Raw genomic sequence first — 17677 nt, forward strand, 5'->3', positions numbered from 1 at the left:
AATACACCCGCAACGTCGGCCCGAACATCGACGCCTGGAGCGACTTCCAGCCGCTGGGCGTGGTCGCCGGCATCACTCCGTTCAACTTCCCGGCCATGGTGCCGCTGTGGATGTACCCGCTGGCCATCGCCTGCGGCAACACCTTCATCTTGAAGCCGTCCGAGCGTGATCCCAGCTCCACCCTGCTGATCGCCGAACTGCTGCATCAGGCCGGCCTGCCCAAGGGCGTGCTGAACGTGGTGCACGGCGACAAGGAAGCGGTGGATGCGCTGATCGAAGCGCCGGACGTCAAAGCCATCAGCTTCGTCGGCTCGACCCCGATCGCCGAGTACATCTACACCGAAGGCGCCAAGCGCGGTAAGCGCGTGCAGGCCCTGGGCGGCGCCAAGAACCACGCCGTGCTGATGCCCGACGCCGACCTCGACAACGCCGTCAGCGCGCTGATGGGTGCGGCCTACGGCTCCTGCGGCGAGCGCTGCATGGCGATTTCCGTCGCCGTCTGCGTGGGCGACCCGATCGCCGACGCCCTGGTGGACAAGCTCGTCCCGCAGATCAAGGGCCTGAAGATCGGTGCCGGCACCCATTGCGGCCTGGACATGGGCCCGCTGGTCACCGCCGCCGCCCGCGACAAGGTGGTCGGCTACATCGACGATGGCGTGGCCGCCGGTGCCACGCTGGTGGTGGACGGCCGCGGCTACCGCGTCGCCGGCCATGAGGACGGCTACTTCGTCGGCGGCACCCTGTTCGACCACGTCACCGCCGACATGCGCATCTACCAGGAAGAAATCTTCGGTCCGGTACTCTGCATCGTCCGCGTCGGCAGCCTGGAAGAGGCCATGCAGCTGATCAACGACCACGAGTACGGCAACGGCACCTGCATCTTCACCCGCGACGGCGAAGCCGCGCGCCTGTTCTGCGACGAGATCGAAGTGGGCATGGTCGGCGTCAACGTGCCGCTGCCGGTGCCGGTCAGCTACCACAGCTTCGGCGGCTGGAAGCGCTCGCTGTTCGGCGACTTGCACGCCTACGGCCCGGATGGCGTGCGCTTCTATACCCGCAAGAAGGCCATCACCCAGCGCTGGCCCAAGCGCGCCAGTCACGAAGCCGCCCAGTTCGCCTTCCCCAGCAACGGTTGAGGCCTGGACGGCAGACGCGTACGAGAGGTGTCGTTACTCAACTTGTGTCGGGCTGCTTGGTGCCGACACCACTCGCACCCGCAGATCGCCTCCGCGATCTGCGGCTCCTCCGTGACTCGAGCTCCCCAGCACGAGACCCGGGGGTCCCTGACAGAGGTTACTTGGTCGAAAGCCACAAGCTGGAGACCTGGCCGCCGCACACTGGCGGCCTTTTCTATTTGAACTTGGGCTGAAAGGTGTAAGACATAGGTGGCCAAAGTAGCCGGACCGAATGCTTTTCGTAGGCTGGTGCTGAGCCTGCGAAGCCCAGCGACTTGCGGGTTGTTGGGCCTCGCTGCGCTCGGCACCAACCTACGGAGTCCGGGTTGGCATCGCCCCTTCGAGGGGGCTATACGTGGACTTTCACTAACGGGGGGGCGAAACAGCGCTACGGATGGGTGGAGCTTGCGATACCCATCAGCCCTGTCCGCATGGGTATCGCTCCGCTCCACCCATCCTACGAGCTGAACAGCTCCTTCGCTCTATCCAGGCAACGAGTTCAAATGAACAGCATCGCCTGGACAGAGCCCCCGTAGAGAACCAACTATCGAGGCAAACTGATGCGGATCACCTCCGCGAAGTAGCGGGCGCCGATACCCAGGATGGCGTCGTTGAAGTCGTAGCACGCATTGTGCAGCGGCGTCGCCCCCGCCTCGCCCGGCGCGCCATTGCCGATGAACACGAAGTTGCCGGGCACCTTCTGCATGAAGGCGCCGAAGTCCTCGGAAATCATCATCGGCGATACCTCGCCATCCACCGCCTGCTCACCCACCACATTGCGCGCCGCCGCCACGGCGAAGGCGGTGTTGTCGGCCCAGTTCACGGTGGGTGCGAACTCATGGGTGTACTCGAATTCGCAGGTCGCGCCATGCATGGCGCAGACGCCCATGCAGATCTCGCGCATGCGGGTTTCCAGTAGTTGCTGCACCTCTGGGCTGTAGCTCCGCGTATCCCCCTTGATAGTGACGTGGGTGGGGATCGCGTTGCGGATGCCGTCGGTGATGAACTCGGTGCAGGAGATCACTGCGGGCAGGCTGGGGTCCAGGTTCCGCGAGACGATGGTCTGGAGCGCCAGGACGATCTGCGCACCGATCACCATCGGGTCGATGCCCATGTGCGGCCTGGCGGCGTGGGTGCCCTTGCCCTGGATGCGAATGACGAAGTTGTCCTCGCTCGCCATGATCCCCCCCACCCGCGTGGCGATATGGCCGGCGGGCATGCCCGGCATGTTGTGCGCCCCGTAGATGGCATCGACGGGGAAGCGCTCGAACAGGCCGTCGGCCATCATCGCCTTGGCGCCGCGACCATGCTCCTCCGCTGGCTGGAAGATGAAGCGCACGGTGCCGTTGAAGTCGCGGCGGGTGCAGAGCAACTCGGCAGCGCCGAGCACCATCGCCATGTGGCCATCGTGCCCGCAGGCATGCATCTTTCCTGCGATCTGCGAGGCGTGTTGCCGGCCCGGCGCCTGCTCGGCGATGTTCAGGGCATCCATGTCGGCCCGCAGGCCGATGATGCCCCTCCCCTCGCCGACCGTCAGGCTGGCCACGAGCCCGGTCCCGCCGATGTCGCGATGTACCTCGAGGCCAAAGCCCTGGAGGACCCTGGCAACCTTTTCCGCCGTGTTGAATTCCTCGAAGCCGGTCTCGGGCAGCCGGTGAAAGGCATGCCGCCATGTGGTGAGTCTCTGCTGGAATTCCTGATCAACAACCATTTGCTTGCTCCTATTGCTGGGTGACGGCAGGGCGTTCGGTCGCCCCTGCGCAATGATCGGATGCCCTCGCGTCCTCCTCGGCGGTCATGCGCCAGGCGACGCCTTCGTCGAGGTATTGGGTTCTGTAACCACTGCGCACACCGAGGTGGTAGAAGGCCAGGGCCAGCAGCGCCACGACCAGCATGTCCCATCCTTCCGGCAACAGACCGATGCCACCGAACTCCTTGCTACCCAGGTACGAAACCGCGGCCATCACCGGCAGGTAGCCGATCAGCCAGGCAGCGGCACGCAGGTCCCGACTGAAACCTTGCCAGCCAGCCTTGGCCTGGAAGTAGAAGAAGATCGGCAAGGCGCCCACGACCAGCAGGATGACCTGGCCGGTGAGCGGCCAGCGCGCCCAGTACAGGACCAGCGATGCACAGACGAAGGCGAACGGCGCCACCAGGCTCATCCCGCTCAACTTCAGCGGACGAGGCACTTCAGGGGCGCTCCGGCGCAGGGCCATGAGGCTGATGGGGCCGGTCAGGAAGGAGATGATCACCGCTACCGAGATCACCGCCGCCAGCGTGCCCCAGCCACGGAAGAAGAACAGGAACACGAAGGACACCGCGAGGTTGAACCACATGGCCGCACGGGGCACGCCATAGAGGGGATGCAGCGTTCCGAAGATCTTCGGCATGGTGTTGTTGCGCTCCATGGCGTAGATCATCCGGGCCGTGGTCGCGGTGTAGATCGAGCCGGTCCCCGAAGGGCTGATGAAGGCATCGAGGTAGAGCAGCATTGCCAGCCAGTTGAGGTTCAGGGCCAGGGCGAGCTGGGCCAGCGGCGAGGTGAAGTTCAGGCTGTGCCAACCCGCCGCGACGCTGTCCGGGCTGACGGCACCGATGAAGGCGACCTGCAGCAGCACGTAGATGACCAGCGCGATCAGCACGGAGCCGATCAACGCGAGCGGAATGCTGCGGCTTGGATTGCGGGCCTCGCCCGCCAGGCTCACCGGGCTCTGGAAGCCGTTGAAGCTGAAGACGATGCCGCTCGCGGCCACGGCCGTGAACACCGCCGACCAGCCATAGGGCGCGAAGCTTTTGACCGAACCGTCGCCGAAGTTCTCCGGATTGAAGCCCGCGTAGATCAGGGCGACCCCTGTCAGGGCCGGCACGATCAGCTTGAAGAGGGTGATGGCCGAGTTGGTCTTCACGAACAGCTTCACCCCCCAGTAGTTCAAGGCGAAGTAGACCAGCACCAGGGCCGCGCTCGCCCAGAGACCGGGGGTTGTCAGCTCACCGTTCTCGACCAGTGCCTGGGCCCAGGGATAGGACCAGGACGCCATGTACTGGATCGAAGCGATCGCCTCGATCGGGATCACGGAGACGATGGATATCCAGTTCGCCCAGGCGGCCATGAAACCTACCAGCGAACCGTGTGAGTAGCGGGCATAGCGGACCATGCCACCGGACTCGGGGAACATCGCCCCCATCTCGGCATAGGTCAGGGCAATCGCCAGCACCACGACGGCGCCAATGATCCAGGCCAGGATCGCCGCCGGGCCCGCGATGGCCGAAGCGTGCCAGGCGCCGAACAGCCAGCCGGAACCGATGATGGAGCCGAGGCCGGTGAGCATCAGCGACCATGACCCGATGTTGCGTTTGGTGGTTTGCATTTCGCACTCCTTTGTTTTTTTTGTGCGGAGTTGTCCGCGGAGAAGAGACCGCGGTCTCTTCTCCGTGGGGCAAGGGATTGCAGGGAGGGTGGAAGTCAGGCCTTGGGCGACCAGGCCTTCTGGCGGGACAGGACGGAGTCGGCGGTTTCGCCAACCAGCTCGGCGTAGACGCCCGGAGCGGTTGCGCCTTCGGTGCTGATCAGCAGGACGCGGGACTGCCCATCGATGCCGACATCGGACGCGAGGCTGCCTGATGCGACGATCCGCACCAGCCCGGCGAGCCCGGCCACCGCCGACTCGCCCGCCACCAGCGGGATATCGCGCTGGCTGCCGGCAGCCAGGCGGCGCATGGCATTGACCGCCTCGTCATCCTCGATGGTCATGAAGAAGTCGACGCCAGGTTGCAGGAACTTCCAGGCCAGCGGCGAGGTTTCACCACAGGCGAGGCCCGCCATCAGCGAATCCACCGAGCCGGTCGCCTTGGCCGCCTTGCCGGCAATGGCGCTCTGGTACAGGCAATCGGCCTGTTCCGGCTCGACCACTATCAAGGTCGGGCGCTGCTGGCCGTACAGCTCCCAGAGATAGCTGGCGATGCCCGCCGCCAGTCCGCCAACGCCGCCTTGCAGGAACACGTGGGTGAACGCCGGGCCGCGGCCCTGACGCTGGGCCAGCGCCTCGATGATCTCGGCAGCGATGCTGCCGTAACCCTGCATCACATCGCGCGGGATCTCCTCGTAGCCGTCATAGGAGGTGTCGGAAACCACCAGCCAATCGTTCTTTTCGGCGAGTGCAGCCGCTTCCTCGACCGACTCGTCGTAATTGCCACTGATCCGCACGATCTCGGCGCCGTAGGCCGCAATGGCCTCTTCACGCTCGACGCTGACGTTGGCATGCAGCACGATGACGCAGCGGCAGCCGACGCTCTGGGCAGCCGCCGCCAGGGCGCGGCCATGGTTGCCGTCGGTCGCGCTGATCACGGTGAAATCGGCCAGCGCCGCGCTGTACTCACCCGCCAGCAGGCCGCGCGCCTCGAAGCGCTGCTCCGGGAACCGGCGGAGGATCAGGCGCACCAGGGCGATGGGGGCACCCAGCGCCTTGAAACTGCCCAGCACCGAACGCTCCGATTCATCCTTGACCAGGATGTCCGCCACCCCCAGTTCCGCGGCCAGGTCGGGCAAGGAGTAAAGCGGCGTACCGGCGCTGTTAAGACGCGGCCATTGGGAAAGCCAGGCACGACTCTCATCGGCCTTCTGGATGCTCATGACGCTCTTCAGCTCATCGGGGTAAGTTTCACGCTTGGCGTTGCGGTTGGCGATCAACATTGGCAGCTCCTTTATCAGGCAAAGCCGGGGGCATGCCCGCCAGGAACGCCGGCGAGCCTTGGAAAGGGTCAGTGGATCAGTGGCTGGCGTTGAGGCGCCGGACGACGACGTCGAGCAGCACCTCGGCGCCCTTGAGCAACTGATCGTCATCCGTGTGTTCGCGAGGGTTGTGGCTGATGCCGCCCCGGCTGGGCACGAAGATCATTGCGGACGGCGCGATTCGCGCGATCATCTGGGCGTCGTGACCCGCGCCGGAGGTCATGCGTTTGTGGCTGAAGCCGAAGCGACTGGCACAGGCTTCGATTTCATCGGCCAGACCGGCATCGAAGATCACCGGCTGGAAACGCACCAGGCGTTCGCTGCTGATCCGCACGCCCTCCTCCTCCGCGATCAGGGCCAGGAACTTTTCCAGGCGCCGTTCGGCGGCCACCAGCAGTTCTTCGTCAGGGTCGCGCAGGTCCACCGTGAAGCTGGCCTTGCGTGGAATCACGTTGATCACATTGGGCTCGAAGCTCATGCAGCCGACGGTCGCCAGGGTGGTGCCACCCGAGTCCCTGGCGATCTGGCGCAGCTCGGCCACCACGGCGCTGGCCACATAGCCGGCATCGTGACGCAAACGGGTCGGGGTGGTGCCCGCATGGTTGGCATTGCCCTGCACGACGACCTGCTGCCAGGAGATGCCCTGCAGGTTCTCGACCACGCCGATCAGGGTGCCCTCGGCCTCCAGGATCGGGCCTTGCTCGATATGCAGCTCGAGATATTCATGGGGCACGATGGAACCCGGCTCGAGGTCGCCGGCATAGCCGATGCGTTGCAGTTCGTCGCCCAGGCGGGTGCCGTCGGTGCCCATGGTTGCCAGGGCGTCGTCGGCCGTCATGCCGCCGGCATGGACCAGCGAGCCCATCATGTCCGGCTGGTAACGGACGCCCTCTTCATTGGTGAAGGCACCGATGGTGATGGAGCGCGACGGCAGCACGTCCGCCTCGCGGAACGCACGGGCCACGGCTAGCCCCGCCAACACCCCGTAGCAGCCATCCAGGGCGCCGGCGTTGGTCACGGTATCGATGTGGGAGCCCATCATCAGGGGAGCCTGGTGTCCTTCGTCGGTGGCGGAGCGAAGGGTGCCGAAGATGTTGCCGATGCGATCGACCTGGACGTCCAGGTCAAGCGCCTTCATCCAGGCCACGAGCTGGTCGCGGCCCGCCTTCTCCGCATCGGTCAGGGCGATACGGGTACGGCCACCATTGACCGGGTCGGCACCTATCTCACCCAGGGTGCGGATCTGCTGGAGCAGAATCGGGCCATTCAGGCGAAGCTCGGGACACTTGCTCATCGGACTCTCCGGTGCGGGACACGAGGGCGGTGCAGCCCATGGGTCGCTGGGTTTCTGGTAGACGGGTAAATGTTATTCCTGCAACCTCGCACTTATTTCTTGATTTTTGGCCACTTGATGAACTTTTATTTCATTTACAGGCCAATCGCCGATATCCCATTCAGAGCATTCCGAAATGAGCCTCGATCAGTTCGACCATGCACTGCTGGAGGCCGTCCAGCAGGACGCCACCACCTCCCAGCAAGACCTGGGCGCCCAGGTGAACCTGTCGTCCGCCGCCGTCAATCGCCGCCTGAAGAAGATGACTGCCGATGGGGTCATACGAAAGACAGTCTCTGTCGTGGACCCCTCGCGCCTGGGCTACGCGCTCACGGTCATCACCGAGGTGGAGGTGGAAAGCGAGCGCCTGGACCTGCTGGACGCCATGAAGCGCAGCTTCCTGGCATGCCCCCAGGTACAGCAGTGCTACTACGTGGCCGGTGAATGCGACTTCGTACTGGTCATGCTGGTGAAGAACATGGAGCAGTACACCGAGCTCACGAGGGAACTGTTTTTCGAGAGCAACAACGTCAAGCGGTTCAAGACGCTCGTGTCGATGAGCAACGTGAAGGTAGGTCTCAAGGTCCCGGCGAACGCCGCGAGCCACTAGCGATACCGGCCCTCACCAGCAAAGGCCCAGCCAACCATGCGCACTGTCTACCTCAATGGCGTTTACCTTCCCGAACACGAAGCCAAGGTCTCCGTCTTCGATCGTGGATTCATGTTCGGCGACGCGGTATATGAAGTCACCGCGGTGATCGGCGGGCGCCTGATCGATTTCGCCGCCCATATGGCACGGCTGCGGCGTTCGCTCCTGGAACTGGGCATGGTCGCCAGCTTCGATGAAGCCGAGCTGGCCGCGATCCACGCGCGGCTGGTCAAGCTCAACGCCTTGACCGAAGGCCTGGTCTACGTCCAGGTCAGCCGTGGCGTGCAGGACCGCACCTTCACCTATCCGGATGAGTCGACGCCCTGTACCTGGGTCATCTACACGCAGGAGAAGGCCATTCTGGATAGCCCGATCGCCAAGCGCGGGCTTTCGGTCATCAGCCTGCCGGACCTGCGCTGGCAACGCAGTGACATCAAGACCACCCAGCTGCTCTACGCCTGCATGGCAAAGGAGGCGGCCAGGCAACTGGGCGCGGATGACGCCTGGCTGGTCCGCGACGGACTGGTGACGGAAGGCAGCTCGAACAACGCGTTCATCCTGACCGCCCAGGGTTCGATCGTGACACGGGAGTTGTCCCCGGCGCTCCTTCCCGGGATTACCCGGTCCAGCATGCTGCCGGTCATCCAGGAGTGCGGGTACCGCATCGAAGAGCGGGCCTTTTCCCTCGAAGAGGCGAAACAGGCGGCCGAAGCCTTCGTGACCTCATCGACCACACTGGTCTACCCGGTGATTTCCATCGACGGCCAGCCCATCGGGTCGGGCAAGCCCGGCACCTTCACACGAATGCTCAGGGACGCCTATATCAAGCGAGTTGTCGGCTGAGAGGGCGCAGGCGAAGGTTCTGCAGCCTATGCTTTGCAGGCCCCTTGGGAGCGGCTTACTCCGTTGCGTCGAATGACGCGTGATAACTCACAACGCCAACGGGTAGCTCGTCACCGAAGCAAAGCGCCTGGAAGTATTCCGGCGGAACGCCGGGCAATTCCAGGCCGGGATGCGCCAGGAAGCCGAAGCGTCCGTAATAGCCGGGGTCCCCCAGCAGAACGCACCCGCGTCCACCCAGGCGCCGTAACTCGCTGAGCGCGGCATTCATCAACATCGAGCCAATGCCCTGCCCTTGCCGATCCGGCCGAACGGAAATCGGCCCCAGGCCATACCAGCCCGACACACCGGACGAGAGGGTGACCGGAGAAATGGCGACATGGCCAACAAGGGCGTCGCCCTCCAGCGCTACCAGCGAGATCGTCAGGTGGCCACTACGGCGCAGTGCATTGACGATGAACTGCTCGGTGTGGCTCGAATGCTCCTCGCTTTCGAAGGCTGCGGCGGTGAGCCGTGCGATGGCTTCGATGTCGCCAGCTTGTTCGTTGCGGATGGATAGGTTCACGGTAATTTTCACTCGCTCGACGCGGGCGCGAACTGCGACCGCAGATACTTGCGCACTGCCTTCAGAATCGCTTCGGAGAGTTTCCGCAATCAACGCCGAGGCGACCACGAGCAGCCGAACATCAAGCGATACGCCGCGCCTTTTTACCCTCAGCTTTATCCGCCTTCTTGCCCTTGTGCTCGAACTCCCAGCCCTTGCAGGCCAAGGCCACATGCTTGGGAATCAGCGCCGTGCCACTGCTGTAGGCAGTGATGGTGCGGCGGGTAAAGCCCAACTCGACGGCGGCAGTGGTCAACGACAGCTTGTTGGCGGCCATCCAGCGCTTGAACGCCTGAGCGGGCATCACCTCACCAGCCTGCTCCAGCGCCAGCCGGTGCAGGGTGGTAGCCGCCAGTTCCAGGTCATCGCCCCAGGTCACATCGAAGCCCCACTCACCAACCTGGGCGGTGCTGAACAGCGCCAGGTCTTCCAGTGGCTTGAGGACTGTGAAGCTGCGGATGTGCTCGCGCAGGTCAACGCGGTAGCGCTTACCGTTGGCGAACACCACCAGCAAGGCATGCTTGCCGGCAATGGGCTCCACGCTGTTGATCTTGGCTTTGCTGGTCATGGGTCAGTACCTCCGGTTTTGCTCATCCCACACGCGCTGCAAATCAGCCGTGTGGTCAGCCGCCCAAGCCAGGGCGGCCTTCAGGGCCTTGGGCTCGGCACCTTTGCCGAGAACCTTGAGCCCATTGAGCTCCACCAGCGACTCGCCGTCGGGCGTTTGCACATGGAAGTGCGGCGGCGCGTGGTCGTCCGGGAAAATTCTTCCCTAGGAACAGTGTTCCTGTCGAGTACTGCCATTCTTACAACGGGCGCCTCTGAACAGGCTCGAACCGAGCTGTTGGTGGCACCAATGCCGACACACCCGGGCTTGTCAGCTGACGAGCACCAAGCCGAGGCCGACCCGATCCTACGTGCCAGGATGCCTGCTCATTTCTGGCTTGATAGCAACTGACTCAATTTGGGCGAAGGCGGTGGAAAGACTGCGGCCTCTTAGGATCTTGGAGGTCTGGCAGTCGAAATGCGGACAACCAGCCGAGTCGGGTAGATCTTGATCTTGGGTGGCTCATCGGGGGCAGGAGGTGTTTGCAGAATCTCGGTGAGGAAGCGAGCGGCGCATTCACCTTTTTCCAGCAACGGTTGCCGGATGGTCGTCAATCCCTTGCTCGTGGCTTCGGGAATATCGTCGAACCCGATGATGGAGACGTCGTTGGGTACATCCATATCGAGGTCACGTGCTGCCGCCATGCAGGCAAGCGCCATGACATCCGAGCAAGCCACGACTGCCGTCGCTTCCTGCTTGCGCAGCAATGTCGTCGCTGCGGAATACCCAACCAGAGGGTCAAACCCCCCAGCCTCGATGATCTGTAGGTCATCGAAACCAAGACCGACTTCCGCAGCCTCCTCCAGGTAGCCGGTGAGACGTTCGCGAACGATCAACTCGGTGGAGCGATTGAAGCGCCGCTGATCAACCATGCCGCGGTACCCATCGGGCTTGAGGCGTTCAAGCAATACACCGATCTTGCGATGTCCCAGCTCCAACAGGTGACGCATCTGTTCGCGGGCGGCACTGCGGTCATCAATACCAACGTAATGAACGCCTTCGATGCGAGGAGAGTCGACCACTACAAAGGGCACCTTGCGTTTAATCACATACTGCACGGTCGGATGATCATCGGGCAGCGTCGAAATGATCAGACCGTCCACCAGCCCTCGCACAGCCAAATGCACGTCGCCTCCGTGACCCTCTTCCTCCAGCCGGCGGCTATTCATCGGAAACAGCGTGAGAGCGACGTTGGACAGTTCGTTGACGCTACTGATACCCCGCAGCAGTGCCGTCGCCCACGGGTCATCACATGCGTATGAAAGCTGATCCATGACCACCAGGCCGATAGCCCCGATACGTCCTGAGCGAAGGCCTCTGGCCCGTAGATCCGGCCCCGGATACCCAAGGCGCTCCGCTACGGCGAAGATGTGCTCGCGCTGGGCTGCAGACACCTTGGTCGAGCCACTGTAGGCGTAGGAAACCGCTGGCTGGGACACCCCCGCTTCTCGCGCAACGTCCTTCATCGAGACCATCAAGATCACCTCTGCCAAATGTGTTGGCCTTCAGGCCCATGGCATATTGGTTGTCAAAAAAGGCACCCAGGCATAACGCCGACACAGCTTTCTTCAACCTGAGTGCCTTAATTCGATAATCGGAACGGCAGCCCCCTCCTCTTCCCCAAGGCAGCCGGCCCGGGAGGGTAATTCCCCTCCCGGGTATGGCTATCACTGGATGCGTTTCTCGGTTTCGCGGTCGAACAGCACGACCTTGGCCATGTTGACGTTGAGGCGGGCACTGCGTCCGGACTGGACGCTCCGCGGCTCCAGACGCGCGATCACCTCCGTTCCTCCGAGGGTAAAGAACGCCAGAGTGTCGGGCCCTGTGGGCTCGATCACATCCACGTCCACCTCGAAGGCGCCCTCCTCTGCCGCCGGTGCGGTGTGGAAGGTTTCCGGGCGTATGCCAACCAGAACGTCGCGCCCGGAATACTGGCGCGCCGCCTCGGTTGAGATGGCGACATCTCGGAGACTGATCACACTGCCGTCCGGTCGACTCAGACGTACCTCTGTACCCTGATCAGTCAGTCGGAAGGTGGCTGGGATGATATTCATCGCCGGAGAGCCGACGAACTTCGCCACGTACACCGAAGCCGGGGTGTCATAGATGGTCTCGGGATCCGCCAGTTGCTGCACATAACCGTCTTTCATCACCGCCACCTTGGTGGCCATGGTCATGGCTTCGATCTGGTCGTGGGTGACATAGACGATGGTGGTGCCCAGACGCTGGTGCAGCTTCTTGATCTCGGTGCGCATATCGACTCGGAGCTTGGCATCGAGGTTGGACAGCGGCTCGTCGAAGAGGAACAGCTTGGGATTACGCACCAGTGCCCGGCCCATGGCTACACGTTGGCGCTGGCCACCAGAGAGCTGCGAGGGCTTGCGATCCAGCAGCGGTTCGATCTGCAACAGGGCAGCGACGCGTTTCACCGCTTCCGTGCGCTCGGCGTCCGGTACCTTGCGGATCCTCATGCCGAACTCGATGTTCTCGCGCACGCTCATGGTCGGGTACAACGCATAGGACTGGAACACCATGGCGATGTCCCGATCCTTCGGCGACAGCTCGTTGACCCGCTCGCCAGCAATGCGGATTTCGCCATCAGTAATCTCGTCCAGGCCGGCGATCAGGTTCAGCAGCGTGGATTTCCCGCAGCCAGATGGCCCCAGCAGGACGAGGAAATCGCCCGGATCAATCTCGATGTCGACGCGCTTGAGGATCTTGATATCGCCGTAGCTCTTGCTCACGCCATCAATCTGAAGAGTTGCCATTGTTCATTACCCCTTGACTGCGCCAGCGGTCAGGCCACGCACGAAATAGCGGCCTGCCAGGACGTAAACGACCAGAGTTGGAATGCCCGCGATCATGGCCGCCGCCATATCGACGTTGTATTGCTTGCGCCCTGCGGTGACGTTGACGATGTTGTTCAGCGCAACGGTGATGGGCGTGTTGGAGCCGGAGGTGAAGGAGACCCCGAAGAGGAAGTCGTTCCAGATCTGAGTGAACTGCCAGATGCAGGACACCACGATGATCGGGATCGACGCCGGCAGCATGATGCTCCAGAAGATCCGGAAGAATCCCGCACCATCCACCAGGGCCGCCCGAGTCAGGTCGTTCGGCAGACCGATGAAGTAGTTGCGGAAGAACAGCGTGGTGAAACTGATGCCGTACACGGTATGCACCAGGATCAGACCCTTGATGGAGCCTGCCAGGCCCAGGAAACCCAGCGTTTGTGCAATCGGCAGCAGCACCGCCTGGAACGGCAGGAAGCACCCGAACAGCAGCAGGCCGAACAGCACGTTGGCGCCTTTGAAGGTCCACTTGGTCAAGGTGTAGCCGTTGAGCGCGCCGATCAGCGTGGAGAGCATTACGGCCGGCACCACCATCAACATCGAATTGATGAAATAGCCACGCAAACCCACGCATTCAGTTCCGATGCAGGCGCTGGACCAGGCCTTCTCCCAGGCCGCGAAGGTGATCTGCCCCGGCAGACCGATGAACGATCCCTGGTAGATTTCGTCGAGGTCCTTCACCGAGGTCACCACCATTACCCAGAGCGGCATCAGGTAGACCAACGCAACCAGGCCGAGGGCCAGGTAGATGAACAACCTGCCAGTAACGAATCCAGTGAGCGCACGAGTATCAGTGTTCATCGCGGCGACCTCGCAGCTCCGAATACAGGTAGGGAACGATGATCGCGGCGACGGTCATCAGCATCATCATGGCGCTGGCCGCGCCTACGCCGAGCTGGTTACGTCGGAAGCTCGCCGCGAACATGAAGGTCGAGGGCAACTCGGTCGAGCCCCCGGGGCCGGCGTTGGTCAACGCCAACACAAGGTCGAAGCTCTTGATCGCGATATGGCTGAGTAGCACCACCACGCTGAGGAACGCGGGTCGCAGCATCGGGACGATGATTCGCCGATAGATCTGCGGCAGTGTCGCCCCCTCGATCTGGGCCGCCTTGATGATGGAGTTATCAATGCCTCGCAGGCCTGCGAGGAACACCGCCATGGCGAAGCCGGACGATTGCCAGATGCCGGCGATCACCACCGTGTAGATGGCGTAGTGCGGATCGACGATCCAGTTGAAAACGAAATTATCCCAGCCCAGATCATTGATCACCTTCTGGATGCCGAGCCCAGGGTTGAGGATCCACTTCCAGGCGGTGCCGGTCACGATGAACGACAGCGCCATGGGGTACAGGTAGATGGCACGCAGCGCGCCTTCCGCCCGAACCCGCTGGTCCAGCAGGATCGCCAGCAGCAGGCCGATGGCGATGGCGCCCACGAGGAACAGGCTGCTGAAGATGAACAGGTTGCCTACCGCCGTGTGCCAGCGCTCCGTCGACCAGAGCCGGATGTACTGCTCCAGGCCAACGAAGTCGTAGATCGGCACGACCTTGGATGAGGTCACCGAAATCCAGGCCGTCCAGGCGATGAAGGCGTAGACCGCGACAAGGATCAGCAGTGAGCTCGGCGCCAGTACCAGTTTCGGGAGTTGCTGGGCCAGCCAGCGCCTGGCGCTGGTTGGCGGTACGGGAGCGGAGTCGATACGGAGCTGGCCGGCCGTCGACATGACCGAAACTCGCGGCGACTTGAGAGGAGTATCTTGCATGACATTCACCGCGCGTTATTGATGCTCTGGACAAGCAGATCGACCGCATCCTGCGAACTCATGTCAGTCACGAAGAACTGGCTGACCACGTCCTGGAAAACACTGGCAAACTCGGACTGGCTGGCGAATCCATGTGTCAGAGCGCCCACCAGACTGCCGTTTTTCTCTGCAGTGGCGCGGTCTTCTGCGGACTTGATGCCGCAGCTGTCGTAGTCCGAGATATCGACATCGGTACGCGCAGGGATCGAGCCTTTGATCAGGCTGAAGTCGTGCTGCGTGGCCTTGTCCATGGTGGTGTCGGCCAGGGCCACTTGGGCCTTCTGGGTACCGGTGTTGTCCACCTTGAACATGCCGAAGGTGTCCATCACGAACTGGAAGGACACTTCCTTGCCGGGGGTTTCCAGGCAGAGGAAATCAGCGCCGGGCTTGAGCCCCTTGGCCAGGAACTCGCCTTTCGCCCAGTCGCCCATGAACTGCATGGCGGCCTTGCCGTTGATCACCATGCCGGTGGCAACAGCCCAGTCGCGGCCAGGGAAGTTCGCGTCCGCCAGACCACGGACTTTGCGCAGCGTATCGAACACCTTGACCATTTCCGGGCTGGAGAGCGCCTTTTCGTCCAGGTCGATGGCGGTCTTCTTGTAAAAGTCGGCGCCGTACAGGTCGATCAGGATGGCGTCGAAGACAATACCGATCTGCCAGGGCTCATCGCTGATCGCCAGCGGGATGTAACCAGCGGCCCGCAGTTTGTCACCTGCGGCGAACAGTTCGTCCCAGGAACGCGGCGGGGTCACGCCAGCCTTCTCGAACGCCTTGGCGTTGGCCCAGAGCCAGTTCTGGCGATGCATGTTCACCGGAACCGCAACCCAGTCATTGCCATGCTTCAGGAAAGGCTTCACCGCGTCCGGAACCACCTGATCCCAATGATTGGCGCTGGCGTCCTGATTGAGGTTGCTGAGAACGCCCTGGTCGGCCCAGATCATGGCCTCGTGGCCGAGGAACTGCATCGCACCAGGCGGATCACCTGCCGTAACCCTGGCACGCAGGGCCTGCTGGGCATTGCTGCCGCTCATGCCGCCCACAGCGGAATCCACCCAGGTCACTTGCTGGGTGGAGAGCCGCTCCTTGATCACATTGACCGCCTTGACCTCACTGTCAGACACCCAGGAGTGCAGAACCTCAAGGCGCTGCTCGGCCGCTGCCGCACTCCCCATCCCGATGGCCAACGACGCTGCGGCGGCGATAGCCACCGAGACGCTGTTCTTGCGCAATGCATTGAGGCTTCGGGACTTTGCTGGTTTGAAAGTTTTCACCTTCGTTGCTCCTATCTTGTTGGTTTTGGTTGAAGCGATGAAACGACCAGGCACGGACTCGCCATGACAAGAAAGACGTCATGCCGAGCGTCGATTCGGCCGGCGGGCCGGCGCGTTGATTGGTTGGAATGCGGAGTGGCTACAGCCTCGGCCGGAGCCGGAACGGAGCGCCAGGCGAATGCGCTCTGGCGACAGGGGAAAGCACAGACTCGGGATCAAGCCCCCTCAGCAGAGAGGGCGATTCGACGACAAGCGAGTCCTTTACTGATGCGGGATTCGTTCTCATGGTCGGTCACCTCGGCCGTGTCTTGTTATTTGAGTTATTCGTATAACTTATTTTCGAAGCTACCACCCTCTTTCCGCTTGTCAATCCACTTTCCTAAAAATTGTCGCTTTCAGAAATGCCACCCCATGACCACTCAGTCAGGAATCAATCGGAGTTCTTGAAGTCATCCCCTGTAAATAGGGCTACTGGACTGACAAAGGCTTGAGCACCGCTGACGATAGGCATTTCAAAAAGCGACATGCCGCGCCATGGATGTCCTGGTAGACCGGCTTGTTTACCCTGATTTTGACCGGTTGATGACTCCTTAGCAGGCAGCTGACAGAAGGTATTGACAGCGTCGCTTGCAGTGATAATGTGAAATTAAGGTTATACGTATAACCCAATCACCGTGACACCACGCCAACAACAAGATCGAGGTGAACACCATGGCTCAGGTCCTACAGTGTCAGAGCGGCCACTCCCCGCATCACCGCGCGCTGAAGCAAGACGGCGCGCCACGACACGAGCTCATCCTCGGTCACTTTTTCGTTTTCCTGCCCACCCCCAGTGACATCGCCAGGTCGTTGAAGGCTTCCGCCAGCCATAAACCGGCGACCTCGGCCCAGCGGCAAGTGTCTGGCGCTGCCATAGGCGCCGAATAAGGGCTGTCCGACCGCAGGAAGAACCAACCATGCGTCCTGAAGGACGCCTGACCGCTGCCATGCACTTCGACACAAGCAACTGGATTGTTCCCGGTGCCGGGAAGTGTTGCTCGCAAAAAGCAGGCAGCAGCCCAACAAAGACTTCGGCCTCAGGCCTACGACAAGCAGTAACAACAATCGGAGGTAATAAACCGTGACTCGTGTCCTTTACCTGTATGGCGGCTGGCCCGGCCATTTCCCCTACGAAATCGCAGCCTGGGCGCGCGAACTGTTCCAGGAACTCGACTTCCAGGTTGAGGAGTCCACCGACATCTTCACCCTGGACCGCGACCTGACCGGCTATGACCTGATCGTGATCGGCTGGAATAACGCAGTGACCACCGAGACGCTGACCGCTGCCCAGGAAAACCGCCTGCTGGAGGCTATCGAGAGCGGCACGGGCCTGGTGGGTTGGCACGGTGCCGGTGCGGCCTTCCGCGCCAGCCTGAAGTACCACTTCGTCCTCGGTGGCTCCTTCCTGGAACACCCGGCCGGCGAAGGCTATCCGCACCCCTACATGGTGAATTTCATCGACCGTGAACATGAAGTCGCCCAAGGCGTTGAGGACTTCGAGGTGCGTTCCGAGCAGTACTACATGCAGGTCGACCCGAACATTCATGTGCTCGCCGAAACCACCTTCGATGGCAACCCGATGCCCTGGCTCAAGGGGAATCGCAGCCCGGTCGCCTGGGTGCGCAACTGGGGTGAAGGCCGCGTCTTCTATCACTCCATCGGTCACGACACGAGCAATCTGGCCGATCCGAACATCCGGCGCTTGACCAAGCAAGGCCTGGCCTGGGCCGCGCGCAAGAAATCGTAACCCTTGACCACCCGGTTAGCGGCCAATTCCCAC

At 62.3% G+C, this 17677-nt stretch carries 16 protein-coding genes; 4 read left to right on the plus strand and 12 right to left on the minus strand.

Going from position 1 to position 17677, the window contains the following annotated elements:
• The coding region (locus ACFW0H_RS24840; protein ID WP_422916514.1) for a CoA-acylating methylmalonate-semialdehyde dehydrogenase at window positions 1-1136 on the plus strand (1136 nt) is incomplete at its 5' end.
• Window positions 1137-1719: 583 nt separating this feature from the next.
• On the opposite strand, the gene ACFW0H_RS24845 is transcribed toward ACFW0H_RS24840, so the two are convergent.
• From ACFW0H_RS24845 to ACFW0H_RS24860, 4 genes are all read right to left on the minus strand, one after another.
• On the minus strand, window positions 1720-2886 hold the full coding sequence (locus ACFW0H_RS24845; RefSeq protein WP_422916515.1) for a M20 aminoacylase family protein: 1167 nt from the start codon (window positions 2884-2886) through the stop codon (window positions 1720-1722).
• Between the two features lie 10 nt (window positions 2887-2896).
• A complete protein-coding gene (locus ACFW0H_RS24850; protein WP_422916516.1) occupies window positions 2897-4543 on the minus strand; it encodes an APC family permease in 1647 nt (548 codons plus the stop codon).
• Between the two features lie 95 nt (window positions 4544-4638).
• The gene (locus ACFW0H_RS24855; RefSeq protein ID WP_422916517.1) at window positions 4639-5865 is read right to left on the minus strand and encodes a diaminopropionate ammonia-lyase; all 1227 of its coding nucleotides are present in this window, start codon (window positions 5863-5865) and stop codon (window positions 4639-4641) included.
• 76 nt (window positions 5866-5941) lie between these two features.
• Entirely contained in the window at window positions 5942-7198 is a 1257-nt protein-coding gene (locus ACFW0H_RS24860) for a Zn-dependent hydrolase (protein WP_422916518.1), read from the minus strand.
• Between the two features lie 175 nt (window positions 7199-7373).
• Here ACFW0H_RS24860 and ACFW0H_RS24865 point away from each other — a divergent pair, with 175 nt between their 5' ends.
• Together ACFW0H_RS24865 and ACFW0H_RS24870 are read left to right on the plus strand one after the other, a co-directional pair.
• Window positions 7374-7847 (plus strand): Lrp/AsnC family transcriptional regulator, encoded by a 474-nt coding sequence (locus ACFW0H_RS24865; protein ID WP_422916519.1) that lies wholly within the window; start codon window positions 7374-7376, stop codon window positions 7845-7847.
• Between the two features lie 36 nt (window positions 7848-7883).
• On the plus strand, window positions 7884-8729 hold the full coding sequence (locus tag ACFW0H_RS24870) for a D-amino-acid transaminase (RefSeq protein ID WP_422916520.1): 846 nt from the start codon (window positions 7884-7886) through the stop codon (window positions 8727-8729).
• Window positions 8730-8784: 55 nt separating this feature from the next.
• Here ACFW0H_RS24870 and ACFW0H_RS24875 read toward each other — a convergent pair whose 3' ends face one another.
• From ACFW0H_RS24875 to ACFW0H_RS24910, 8 genes are all read right to left on the minus strand, one after another.
• On the minus strand, window positions 8785-9291 hold the full coding sequence (locus tag ACFW0H_RS24875; protein ID WP_422916521.1) for a GNAT family N-acetyltransferase: 507 nt from the start codon (window positions 9289-9291) through the stop codon (window positions 8785-8787).
• Window positions 9292-9412: 121 nt separating this feature from the next.
• Complete coding sequence (locus tag ACFW0H_RS24880; protein WP_422916522.1) at window positions 9413-9898, minus strand: DUF2442 domain-containing protein; 486 nt, start codon at window positions 9896-9898, stop codon at window positions 9413-9415.
• Window positions 9899-9901: 3 nt separating this feature from the next.
• Entirely contained in the window at window positions 9902-10096 is a 195-nt protein-coding gene (locus ACFW0H_RS24885) for a DUF4160 domain-containing protein (RefSeq protein WP_422916592.1), read from the minus strand.
• A 230-nt stretch (window positions 10097-10326) separates the two neighbouring features.
• Entirely contained in the window at window positions 10327-11412 is a 1086-nt protein-coding gene (locus tag ACFW0H_RS24890) for a LacI family DNA-binding transcriptional regulator (protein WP_422916523.1), read from the minus strand.
• A gap of 192 nt (window positions 11413-11604) precedes the next feature.
• Window positions 11605-12705 carry an ABC transporter ATP-binding protein gene (locus ACFW0H_RS24895; protein ID WP_422916524.1) on the minus strand — a complete coding sequence of 367 codons (1101 nt, stop codon included), beginning with the start codon at window positions 12703-12705 and terminating at the stop codon, window positions 11605-11607.
• A gap of 6 nt (window positions 12706-12711) precedes the next feature.
• Window positions 12712-13587, minus strand: a complete 876-nt coding sequence (locus ACFW0H_RS24900) for a carbohydrate ABC transporter permease (protein ID WP_422916525.1) — start codon at window positions 13585-13587, stop codon at window positions 12712-12714.
• Entirely contained in the window at window positions 13577-14509 is a 933-nt protein-coding gene (locus ACFW0H_RS24905) for a carbohydrate ABC transporter permease (protein ID WP_422916593.1), read from the minus strand. Before ACFW0H_RS24905 ends, ACFW0H_RS24900 begins: the two co-directional genes overlap by 11 nt.
• Before the next feature lie 44 nt (window positions 14510-14553).
• Entirely contained in the window at window positions 14554-15858 is a 1305-nt protein-coding gene (locus ACFW0H_RS24910) for an ABC transporter substrate-binding protein (RefSeq protein ID WP_422916526.1), read from the minus strand.
• A 1120-nt stretch (window positions 15859-16978) separates the two neighbouring features.
• On the opposite strand from ACFW0H_RS24910, the gene ACFW0H_RS24915 reads away from it, so the two are divergent.
• Complete coding sequence (locus ACFW0H_RS24915) at window positions 16979-17644, plus strand: ThuA domain-containing protein (RefSeq protein ID WP_422916527.1); 666 nt, start codon at window positions 16979-16981, stop codon at window positions 17642-17644.
• The last annotated feature ends 33 nt before the right edge of the window (window positions 17645-17677 follow it).

This window comes from Metapseudomonas cellulosilytica (assembly GCF_049334135.1).
Taxonomy (GTDB): domain Bacteria; phylum Pseudomonadota; class Gammaproteobacteria; order Pseudomonadales; family Pseudomonadaceae; genus Metapseudomonas.

What these genes read in the sequence shown, in the direction of transcription:
- ACFW0H_RS24855 (WP_422916517.1), bottom strand. Translation starts at nt 5,865, where the DNA reads ATGTTGATCGCCAACCGCAACGCCAAGCGTGAAACTTACCCCGATGAG.
- ACFW0H_RS24900 (WP_422916525.1), bottom strand. Translation starts at nt 13,587, where the DNA reads ATGAACACTGATACTCGTGCGCTCACTGGATTCGTTACTGGCAGGTTG.
- ACFW0H_RS24845 (WP_422916515.1), bottom strand. Translation starts at nt 2,886, where the DNA reads ATGGTTGTTGATCAGGAATTCCAGCAGAGACTCACCACATGGCGGCAT.
- ACFW0H_RS24890 (WP_422916523.1), bottom strand. Translation starts at nt 11,412, where the DNA reads ATGGTCTCGATGAAGGACGTTGCGCGAGAAGCGGGGGTGTCCCAGCCA.
- ACFW0H_RS24895 (WP_422916524.1), bottom strand. Translation starts at nt 12,705, where the DNA reads ATGGCAACTCTTCAGATTGATGGCGTGAGCAAGAGCTACGGCGATATC.
- ACFW0H_RS24865 (WP_422916519.1), top strand. Translation starts at nt 7,374, where the DNA reads ATGAGCCTCGATCAGTTCGACCATGCACTGCTGGAGGCCGTCCAGCAG.
- ACFW0H_RS24850 (WP_422916516.1), bottom strand. Translation starts at nt 4,543, where the DNA reads ATGCAAACCACCAAACGCAACATCGGGTCATGGTCGCTGATGCTCACC.
- ACFW0H_RS24870 (WP_422916520.1), top strand. Translation starts at nt 7,884, where the DNA reads ATGCGCACTGTCTACCTCAATGGCGTTTACCTTCCCGAACACGAAGCC.
- ACFW0H_RS24880 (WP_422916522.1), bottom strand. Translation starts at nt 9,898, where the DNA reads ATGACCAGCAAAGCCAAGATCAACAGCGTGGAGCCCATTGCCGGCAAG.
- ACFW0H_RS24905 (WP_422916593.1), bottom strand. Translation starts at nt 14,509, where the DNA reads ATGTCGACGGCCGGCCAGCTCCGTATCGACTCCGCTCCCGTACCGCCA.
- ACFW0H_RS24860 (WP_422916518.1), bottom strand. Translation starts at nt 7,198, where the DNA reads ATGAGCAAGTGTCCCGAGCTTCGCCTGAATGGCCCGATTCTGCTCCAG.